Origin of the sequence: Streptomyces lasiicapitis (assembly GCF_014646335.1) — a bacterium.
Lineage (GTDB): Bacteria > Actinomycetota > Actinomycetes > Streptomycetales > Streptomycetaceae > Streptomyces > Streptomyces lasiicapitis.
The window spans coordinates 436,351-446,090 of sequence record NZ_BMNG01000009.1 but is presented as its reverse complement, the minus strand read 5'-3'; the positions used below and the strand labels follow the sequence as shown (position 1 = coordinate 446,090).

The following is a 9,740-nucleotide window of genomic DNA, read 5'->3' as shown; positions in this document are numbered from 1 at the left end:
ACGGCGGGTTCGGGACGATCGGTACGACCTCGCTGCACGCCGTCCCCCAACTCGCCCTCGCGGAACAGCTCGACGCGATCTGGCTCGCCCGCGGCGTGACCTCGTACGGAGCCGGCACCGACCTGCGCGTGGCCGAGGCCACCGGCGAACGCGTCGCGCACGAAGTGCGGCGGATGCTCACGGAAACCTCCTACGCCGAGGGCGCGCGACGGCTGCGCGCCGACATGCTCGCCATGCCGGCCCCCGCCGAAGCCGTCCCCCACCTCCTCCACCTCGCCGAGCGGCACCGGCGTCCGCCGACGGCGAACCCCCATCGGGCGCCGAACACCCGCAGGAAGGCGACGACATGAGCACCGCGTCACGACACATCGAGCAGAGCGCGCCGGACCGCGTGGTCGTCACCGGCCGGGGCGTCGTCTCCCCGCTCGCACCGAACTGGCCCGACACCTGGGCCGCCCTGCTCGCCGGCAAGAGCGGCATCCGCGACATCACCGGCTTCGACGTGAGCGACCTGCCGGTCCGCATCGGCGGCGAGGTACCCGGCTTCGAGCCGGAACGCCACCTCCCGCGGCACGTCGTCCGGCGCACCGACTGGACCATCCAGGTCGTCGTCGCGGCCGCCCGTATGGCACTTCAGGAAGCGGGAATCGAGATCGACGACCGGCTCGCGCCGCGGGTCGGGGTCGCCGTGGGCTCCATCATCGGCTGCACGCGCGTCGCCTCGCGCAACGCCATGGCCATGCGCGACGAGGGGTACGCCGCGGTCAGCCCGCAGGTGTTCCCGACGATGGGCATCAGCTCGGCGGCGGAGGTCTGCCTGGAGCTTGGCAGCCGCGGCCCGTCCGCCGAGATGGTCGCCGCGTGCGCCACCGGCACCGTGTGCCTCGGCGAGGCGGCCCGCTGGATCCGCGAGGGCCGCGCGGACGTGGCGGTGGCCGGCGGCATGGACGCCTTCGACCGGCTGGAGCTCGCGGCCGCCGCCCGCGCCCGCGTCCTCTCCCGCAGGACCGGCGATCCGACGTCCGCGAGCCGCCCCTTCGACAAGGACAGGGACGGATTCGTGATGGGCGCGGGCGCGGGCGTCCTGGTCCTGGAGAGCGCCGCCCACGCACGGCGCCGCGGAGCCGTGGTCCTCGCCGAGCTGGCGGGCTACGCGTCGACGACGGACGCCCACCACCTGACGGCGCCCGCCCCCGACGGCTCCCAGGCCGCACGCGCGATGCGGAAGGCCCTGGAGTCCGCCCGCGCCACCCCGGCGGACGTCGGCTACATCAACGCCCACGGCACCGGCACCCGGCTGAACGACGACACGGAACTCGCCGCGATCCGCCGGGTGTACGCCGAACATGCCCACCGCGTCCCCGTGAGCTCGACGAAGAGCATGACGGGCCACATGCTCGCGGCGGGCGGCGCCGTCGAGGCCGCCGTAGTCACCGAGGCCATCAACGCCGGCAGCGTGCCTCCCACCCTGAACTGCGATGCCCCCGAGGACCCGGCGGTGAACTTCGTCGCGCACGAGGCACAGGAGCACGACGTGGAGGTCGGCGTCAGCCACTCGTTCGGCTTCGGCGGGCACAACGCGGTGCTCGTGCTGCGGCGGTGGCGCGGCTGAGGTTCCGCGCCCCGCCGTCCGGCTTCCTCAACTCACCCGCACCCCGGGCACGTACCGGATCCACCGGCCCCCCGCATCACGGAACGACTGTTCCTTCGCCATGATTTCCTCCGCGTGATTCCACGCGAACAGCACCGCGTAGTGCGGATACGCGTCCGTGAAACGCTGGTGCGGCACGACCGGGATGTGGGAACCCGGAGTCAGTCGCCCTTGTTTGGCGGGGGTGGTGTCGGTGACGTACCGGATCAGCTCGGGGCCGATTCCGCAGTAGTTCAGCACAGTGGCGCTCTTGGCCGTGGCGCCGTAGCCGACGACGTCCTTGCCCTGGGCGCGCAGGTCGCGCAGCAGCGAGGTCAGGTCCTCGCCCGCCTTCAGCACACGGTCGCGGAACCGCTCCAGGGTGGCCCGCGCGGTCAGCTCCGCAGCGTCCTCCGCGGCCAGCAGCTCCGCCACCGCCGCGGCGCGCTCACGGGCGCCTTCGCGGGCCAGCGTGTAGCGCACCTCGCCGCCGTGCACGGGCAGCCGCTCCGCGTCGACGAGCTCCAGACCGTGGCGGCGTGCCATCGCCGCCACCGACCGGGCGGTGAAGTAATAGAAGTGCTCGTCATAGATCTGGTCGAACGACGTCTGCCGCACGATGTCGGCGAAGTAGGGGTCCTCGAAGACGAACACCCCGTCGGGGGCGAGGAGTTCACGCACCCCGCGCAGCACGGAGCCCATGTACGGAATGTGGCACAGGGTGTTCGCGGCGTAGATCACCGCTGCCCGGCCGTCCTCGGCGAGGATCGCGCGCGCGGTGGATTCCTCGAAGAAGTCCTTGCGCACCCGGATGCCGCGCGCGGCGGTGACGTCCGCGACCGAGCCGGACGGCTCCACGCCCAGATGCCGGATTCCGGCCTCCGCAACCGTTTTGAGCATCACTCCGTCGTTGCAGCCGAGTTCGACGATGAACGCGTCGTCACCGGCGAGTTCGGTCGCGACAAATCGTTCGGCCACACCTTGGAAGTGTTCCCTCATTCGGGCGGAGCCCGAGGAAAAGTAGGGGTAATCCTCGTGGAACATGCGCTCGCGCGGCACTTCGTTCAGGAGCTGGACCATCGTGCACGAGCCGCAGGCGCCCACGACGAGGCGGTAGAAGTGTTCCGGGGCGCTCGACCCGGGCGGCAGAAAGCAGTCCGAAACCGGCTGTTCGCCGAAATCCATGAAGGCGACGACGTCACCGCCGCAGATGCGGCACGCGGAAGACTCCGGCATATTTCTCTCCTCCGTGAGCTGGCCGATCCCCGGATGCGGCGCGGCACCGCGGTTCGGCGGCCGCGGATTTCACGGCCGCCGAACCGGGGAATTACTCAGAGGTTACGGATGAGTCGGCGTGATCGGAACGGACCGTGTCATCCACGATTTCCGGCCCGAGTGCCGTGGCTGCGGCCTCGTCGACTTTCCTGATCATCCAGTCGTTGAGGTCGCTCTCCATGCCCTGGGCGGCCTTCTCCCAGCGGTCGCACTGTTCGGCGGACGCGGTCACCTGCACATCCTCTGTCGCGGCCGCGCCGAGCCGTTCGACGCGCGCCGCCCGCAGATGACGTCGCAGCTCATTGCGGGACCAGGCCCGGCTCTCCGCCTCGCCGAGCCAGCGGTCCTGCTCCTCGGCGGGCAGCGCCGCGACCTCGGCGTGGTGCTGCAGGCTCAGCCCGTCCCGCCGGCGGGACGGCGGGAACTTGCGGGCGATCCAGGCGTAGTTGCGCAACGTCTGATAGTCGAGCGATGTCTGCTCGATCGCGTCGCGATATCGGTGGGGATACGTCTGCTGGCCGAATACCAGCCAGTCCCCCAACCACCACGCGGACGAATCGACAATCGCAAAGATCTGTTCTCCGATGGTTTTCCAGTGTTCCAGTGGCAGATACTCGGGCAAGGACAGTGAGGAACGCCGGGTCCGGGCCCGGTCGTCGACGGTCAACTTCTCTTGTGGCTCATGGATGTTCGATGTGGGATGTCGCAGATTTGCCATACTGGTGTCTCCCCCGGTGACGGCTCGTCGCGCTGCGATTCGAGCGGTCAGTAAAGAAACAGTAATGAGCGGCCCGGTCTGGCACAAGGGGAGTGCAGCGTTCTCCACCGTCGGAGAGTGCGCGGTCCGCTCCTCCCGTCCATTGATCCGTATGTCCTGTCCGCCTCGTCCACCCCTGCCGGAGAGAGGACCATGAAGGAGGGCCGTGGTGATCCATCGCCGGCCGTGTGCATCATTGGCGCGGGCCCGCGCGGTACGTCGATCCTGGAACGCATCGCGGCCAATGCGCCCGAGATTCTTGGCGACCGGGAATTCGCGATTCATCTCGTGGACCCGTTTCCCCCGGGCTCCGGCCGCACCTGGCACACGGGGCAGAGTGAACTGCTGTGGATGAACTCGGCGGCCGAGCAGGTGACGATGTTCCCGGACAGCTCGGTACGCTGCGCCGGACCCCCGTACCCGGGGCCGACGACGAGCCGGTGGCTGGAGGAATCGGGCCGCGGCGCGCTGCACGACGGCCGGTACGCGTCGCGCCCCGCGCAAGGCCACTATTTGCAAGAGTTTTTCAGTGGCGTACGCACCCGTTTGCCCGCGAACCTGCGCCTGCACCTGCACCGCGCCACCGCCGTGGACGTCCGCCACGCGGGCACGGACCGCCAGTCCGTCGTGCTCGACGGCGGCCGGCGCCCGGTGGCCGCACCCCAACTCGTCCTCGCCCAGGGCCACACGGACGTCGTCGCCGACGCCCCTCCCGACGACGACCGGCTCGTCCGCATCGGTCCCGCGCGGGCGGACGCGGACCGACTCGCGCGCATACCCGACGGCGCCCCGGTTCTCGTGCGCGGACTCGGACTGGTCTTCATCGACTGCCTGTTGCTGCTCACCGAGGGGCGCGGCGGCCGGTTCACACGCTCGCGTCATGACGGGCGCCTCCGCTACCGCCCGTCCGGCCGCGAACCCCTGCTGTACGCGGGCTCACGCCGCGGTGTACCCCCGTACCCCAAACCCGCCTACACCCTGAACTCGCCCTGCCCGCCGCCGCGTTACCTGAACGCCGAAGCCTGCCGCACGCGCCTGCGAGGGCCGGGCTTCGACTTCGACCGCGATGTGTGGGCGCTCGCGCTGCAGGAGCTGTGCTGGGCGTACTACCACGAGCTGTTCACGTCCCACCCGGACCGCACCCGCACCGACTGGACGGCGTTCTCCGCGCAGTACGCCCACTTCGCCTGGAACGACGACCGCGCCGCGAAGCTCGTACGCTCCGCCGTCCCGGATCCCGAGGACCACTTCGACCCCGAACGCCTCACGGCCCCGCTCGCCACGCACCGCTCCCCCGACCCGCTCGCGCTCCAGCACCGTGTCCGCGCGCATCTGCGCGACAGCGTGCGCCGGCGCCGGGAACCGCGGCACAGCGCGCACGTGGCGGTGGTCCGTGCGCTCGGCGCGGTCGGCGGCGTGCTCGGGGAGCTGTACAACGGGGGCGAACTCTCGCCCGCGGCGGCGGCCGTGGCGCTGCGCCGGTTCTCCGTCGGCGCCTTCCTCAGCAGCGGGCCGCCGCCGCTGCGGATGGAGCAGCTCATCGCGCTCAGCGAAGCGGGCATCGTCACCTTCACCGGGCCCGGCTCAGCCGTGGTCACCGACGAGGAGCACGCGGTCTTCCACGCCACCAGCCCGCGCGTGCGGGCCACGTACACCGCGCGGATCCTGCTCGACGCCCGCCTCCCGGAGCCCGACCTCGCCCGCACCGCCGACCCGCTGCTGCGCCGGCTCCTCGCGGCCGGACACATCAGCGAGGAGACGGCGCCTGACGCCACGGGCCGACCGCGCCCCACCGGTGCCCTGCGCGTCCGCGACGGCCACCCCCTGGACGCGACGGGCCGCGCCCACCGCACCTGGTACGTGGCAGGCCCCGAGCAGTTCCCGCACGCGGGCGCCGACGCGGGCTTCTTCCGCCGCAACGACGAGATCGCCCGCACGGTCCTGCGGCACGCGGCCGCCTCGTCGACCCGGCCGACGAGGCCGCCCCGCGCAGCCACCCCTTGATTCTCCGGGAGGGGTCGGCGGACTACGCGCCGCTCGCGTCGAGCATCTCCTCGCGCTCGACGATCTTCACGCGCTCACGGCCCTGGGGCTCGCCCAGCGCCTGCTCCGCCGCGTCGAGGCGGTACCAGCCCTCCCACGTGGTGAAGCGGATGTTCCGCTCGCCGAGGAACGCGTCCACTGCCTGCGGGTCGGGCGAAGTCGGCGCGTGCAGACGGCCGTTGGCGTGGTCGTCGAGGAGGCTGGCGACCGTCTCGTTGGCGTCGCCCTTGGTGTGGCCGATGAGGCCCACGGGGCCGCGCCGGATCCAGCCCGTGACGTACGTCGACTGCAGGTGGTCGCCGGACTCCTCGATCACCCGGCCGCCCTGGTCCGGGACCGTGCCCGACTCGACGTCCCAGGGGAGCTTGGGCAGTTCGTCGGAGAGGTAGCCCACGGCGCGGTAGATCCCGGTGACGTCCCAGTCCTTGAAGGTGCCGGTGCCCTTGACGTTGCCGGTGCCGTCGAGGGCGGTGCGCTCGGTGCGCAGGCCGACGACCTTCCCGTCCTCGCCGAGGATCTCGGTGGGCGACTCGAAGAAGTGCAGGAACAGCTTGTGCGGGCGGTCGCCGATGTCGCGGATCGCCCAGTTCTCCAGGGTCTTGGCGACCATGTCGGCCTGCTTGTTGCCGCGCCGGGTCGCGATCGAGCCGTCGTCGTAGTCGATGTCCTCCGGGTCGACGATGACCTCGATGTTCGGGGAGTGGTCCAGCTCCCGCAGCTCCATCGGGGAGAACTTCGCCTGCGCGGGGCCGCGGCGGCCGAAGACGTGCACCTCGAGCGCCTTGTTGGCCTTCAGGCCCTCGTGGACGTTGGCCGGGATCTCGGTGGGCAGCAGTTCGTCCGCCGTCTTGGCGAGGACGCGGGCCACGTCGAGCGCCACGTTGCCGACGCCGAGGACGGCGACCTTCTCGGCCTCCAGCGGCCAGGTGCGCGGCACGTCCGGGTGCCCGTCGTACCAGGAGACGAAGTCCGCCGCGCCGTAGGACCCTTCGAGTCCGATGCCGGGTATGTCGAGCGGGCGGTCGGCCGTCGCCCCCGTGGAGAAGATCACCGCGTCGTAGAAGGCACGCAGGTCGTCGAGGCTGATGTCGCGCGGGTAGTCGACGTTGCCGAAGAGACGGATCTGGGGCTTGTCGAGCACCTGGTGCAGTGCCTTGACGATGCCCTTGATCCGCGGGTGGTCGGGAGCGACGCCGTAGCGGATGAGGCCGAACGGCGCCGGCATCCGCTCGAAGAGGTCGATGGAGACACCAGGGTCGGCGGCCACCTCGGATTTCAGCAGCGCGTCGGCGGCGTAGATTCCGGCAGGGCCAGCTCCGACAATGGCGACCCGCAGAGGGCGAGGCACGATCAGGTTCCCTTCGAGCGGTGACGTACGGACTCGTCGGGAAGCCTAAACTAAGGCAAGCCTAAGTCATCGATCGGGCTGGATCCATGCCCCCGACCGCCCTCGCCGGCCGGTCAGCCCAGGAAACTCAGCCGCACCTGTCGGTCCGGATTGTCCTTGTTCGTGTCGACCAGGCACACCGACTGCCACGTCCCGAGTTCCAGGCTGCCGCCGATCACCGGGAGCGTCGCGTGCGGGGCGACGAAGGCGGGCAGGACGTGGTCGCGGCCGTGGCCGGGGCTGCCGTGGCGGTGCTGCCAGCGGTCGTCGGCCGGGAGCAGGGTGTGCAGGGCGGCGAGGAGATCCCTGTCGCTGCCCGCACCCGTCTCCAGGACCGCGACGCCCGCAGTGGCGTGCGGGACGAAAATGTTCAGGAGGCCGTCTCGGCCACGGGCCGCGTCGCGCAGGAAGCCCTCGCACTCGTGCGTGAGGTCGACGATCGTCTCCGCCGAGCCGGTCGTGACGTTCAGGACGCGGGTGGTGAAGGCACCGGAAAAGGCATCGGACATGCCTCCCATCCTGCACCAGTCCGGCCGCGCCGGAGTGGCGCCCGCACCGCGTCGCGGCAGCCGCGCCGGTACGGATGTTTCCATCTGGCGATACGTAGCGTCCATTCTGCGAGACGTCATTGACCGTGCGCCGACGAGATGACTACGTTCTGCCGCATGTTGCGTTCAGCCCTGCTCACTTCGCGCGGTCACATCGACCTGCTGCGGGTGGCCTCCTCCGCGTGTCGTCGCGGCTGCTGACGCCCTTCTTCCTCCCCCGCTCTCCGGATTTCCCGCCGCACCTCCCGTGGCTTGCGCCGCACCGCCCGCGGCTTTCCTCGTCCTCGGCCGCCCGTCGCGGCGGTGAGACGTCCCACTCTTCTCCCCGCGCCTGAGCCCCACCTGCGCCTGACTCCTCCCTGCCCTGGAGCGCCATGAGCATCAGTCATGCCCCGCCGCAGCCGGTACCCGACATTTCAAGAAAGGGACACGCGGAGTCCCTCGAACCCGGGCCGGGCCCGTCGCCCGAACTCGTCGCCCTCGTCCCCTCCTCCTCCCGTCGCGCCCGCGTCCCCCGCTGGCTGCGCCGCACCACCGGGCCCCTGCTCCTGCTCGGACTCTGGCAACTCCTCAGCGCCACAGGGGCGTTGGCCAGTGACGTACTCGCCTCGCCAGGGACCATCGCCCGCGTCGCCGGGGATCTGATCGAGGACGGGTCGCTGACCACGGCCATGGGGGTGTCCCTGCAGCGCGTCGCCATCGGGCTGCTGCTCGGCACGCTCGTCGGCACCGGGCTCGCGCTCGTGTCCGGTCTCTTCCGGATCGGCGAGGACCTGGTCGACGCCAGCGTGCAGATGCTGCGGACCGTGCCGTTCGTGGGGCTCATCCCGCTGTTCATCATCTGGTTCGGCATCGGCGAGGCGCCCAAGGTCGCCATCATCACGCTTGGCGTGTCGTTCCCGCTGTATCTGAACGTGTACGCCGGTATCCGCGGCGTCGACTCCCAGCTCATCGAGGCCGGGGAGTCCCTGGGGCTCTCCCGGTGGGGGCTCGTCCGGCATGTGATCCTGCCGGGCGCGCTGCCCGGCGCCATGACCGGGCTTCGCTACTCCCTCGGCATCGCCTGGCTCGCCCTCGTCTTCGCCGAGCAGATCAACGCCGACGCGGGCATCGGCTTCCTGATGGTCCAGGCGCGCGACTTCCTGCGGACCGACGTGATCGTCGTCTGCCTGGTCGTCTACGCCTTCCTCGGCCTGCTCGCCGACTTCGTCGTCCGCACTCTCGAAAGGCTGCTGCTGCAATGGCGACCGACGTTCACCGGCCGGTGACCGGCGCGCCCCACGGGGGCGAGACCGTTTCCCAGCACCCCACTGTCGTACGCGTCGACGGCCTCACCCGCGCCTTCGACGGCCGCCCCGTCATCGACCGGCTCCAACTCGACGTACAGGCAGGGGAGTTCGTGGCCCTGCTCGGGCGCAGCGGCTGCGGGAAGTCCACGCTGTTGCGGATCCTCGCCGGGCTCGACCGCGACATCGAGGGCACCGTGCTCGTGCCGCGCCGCAAGGCCGTCGCGTTCCAGGCGCCGCGCCTCATGCCCTGGAAGCGGGTGTGGCGCAACGTCCTGCTCGGCCTGCCCGGCAGGCCCGAACGGGCCGTCGCCGAGCGTGCGTTGGAGGAGGTGGGGCTCAGCCACCGCTCGCAGGCCTGGCCCAAGACGCTGTCCGGCGGCGAGGCCCAGCGCGCCTCGCTGGCCCGCGCGCTGGTCCGCGAGCCTGATCTGCTGCTCCTGGACGAGCCGTTCGGCGCGCTCGACGCGCTGACCCGGGTCAAGGCGCAGCGCCTGGTCGACGAGTTGTGGCAGCGCCGCGGCTGCGCCGTCCTGCTCGTCACCCATGACGTGGAGGAGGCGGTGCTGCTCGCCGACCGTGTCCTCGTCATGGACGACGGGGTCATCGCCCACGAGCAGCGGATCGATCTGCCCCGGCCGCGCGACATCGCCGACCCCCGGTTCGCCGCGCTGCGCACCGGGCTCCTGGAACGCCTCGGCGTCGAGGCCCCGGCCGCTCCGGCCGCCGAGGCCGCCTGACCGCGTCGTCCGGCAACGATCCCCTCGCCTCCGCAGCGCGCCCGTCCCCGCCACGCCCTCCCCCGAAGAACGGA

At 71.2% G+C, this 9,740-nt stretch carries 10 protein-coding genes; 6 read left to right on the top strand and 4 right to left on the bottom strand.

The features are described from left to right. Positions 1-350, top strand: a 350-nt coding sequence (locus IEY91_RS21855; protein ID WP_373287995.1) for a glycosyltransferase, incomplete at its 5' end; no start/stop codon positions are given. Further along, complete coding sequence (locus IEY91_RS21850; protein ID WP_189175313.1) at positions 347-1,612, top strand: beta-ketoacyl-[acyl-carrier-protein] synthase family protein; 1,266 nt, start codon at positions 347-349, stop codon at positions 1,610-1,612. The genes IEY91_RS21855 and IEY91_RS21850, both read left to right, overlap by 4 nt. Positions 1,613-1,639: 27 nt before the next feature. On the opposite strand, the gene IEY91_RS21845 is transcribed toward IEY91_RS21850, so the two are convergent. Then, complete coding sequence (locus tag IEY91_RS21845) at positions 1,640-2,866, bottom strand: class I SAM-dependent methyltransferase (protein WP_189175312.1); 1,227 nt, start codon at positions 2,864-2,866, stop codon at positions 1,640-1,642. Positions 2,867-2,957: 91 nt separating this feature from the next. Then, positions 2,958-3,623, bottom strand: coding sequence for an LmbU family transcriptional regulator (locus tag IEY91_RS21840; RefSeq protein ID WP_189175311.1), 666 nt, complete (start codon positions 3,621-3,623; stop codon positions 2,958-2,960). A gap of 192 nt (positions 3,624-3,815) precedes the next feature. Between IEY91_RS21840 and IEY91_RS21835 the strand changes: the two genes are divergently transcribed. Next, positions 3,816-5,666, top strand: coding sequence for an FAD/NAD(P)-binding protein (locus IEY91_RS21835; protein ID WP_229697135.1), 1,851 nt, complete (start codon positions 3,816-3,818; stop codon positions 5,664-5,666). 22 nt (positions 5,667-5,688) lie between these two features. On the opposite strand, the gene IEY91_RS21830 is transcribed toward IEY91_RS21835, so the two are convergent. After that, positions 5,689-7,053 carry an FAD-dependent oxidoreductase gene (locus IEY91_RS21830; protein WP_164317471.1) on the bottom strand — a complete coding sequence of 455 codons (1,365 nt, stop codon included), beginning with the start codon at positions 7,051-7,053 and terminating at the stop codon, positions 5,689-5,691. 113 nt (positions 7,054-7,166) lie between these two features. Further along, the gene (locus IEY91_RS21825) at positions 7,167-7,610 is read right to left on the bottom strand and encodes a YjbQ family protein (protein ID WP_189175341.1); all 444 of its coding nucleotides are present in this window, start codon (positions 7,608-7,610) and stop codon (positions 7,167-7,169) included. Between the two features lie 129 nt (positions 7,611-7,739). Here IEY91_RS21825 and IEY91_RS42685 point away from each other — a divergent pair, with 129 nt between their 5' ends. The 3 genes from IEY91_RS42685 to IEY91_RS21815 all read left to right on the top strand — a co-directional run bounded on the left by IEY91_RS42685 (position 7,740) and on the right by IEY91_RS21815 (position 9,666). Next, on the top strand, positions 7,740-7,841 hold the full coding sequence (locus IEY91_RS42685) for a putative leader peptide (protein ID WP_352319302.1): 102 nt from the start codon (positions 7,740-7,742) through the stop codon (positions 7,839-7,841). Between the two features lie 173 nt (positions 7,842-8,014). Then, entirely contained in the window at positions 8,015-8,908 is an 894-nt protein-coding gene (locus IEY91_RS21820; protein WP_189175309.1) for an ABC transporter permease, read from the top strand. After that, positions 8,881-9,666: an ABC transporter ATP-binding protein gene (locus IEY91_RS21815; protein WP_189175308.1), complete on the top strand. Its 786-nt coding sequence runs from the start codon at positions 8,881-8,883 to the stop codon at positions 9,664-9,666. The genes IEY91_RS21820 and IEY91_RS21815 overlap by 28 nt, the downstream gene beginning before the upstream one ends. The last annotated feature ends 74 nt before the right edge of the window (positions 9,667-9,740 follow it).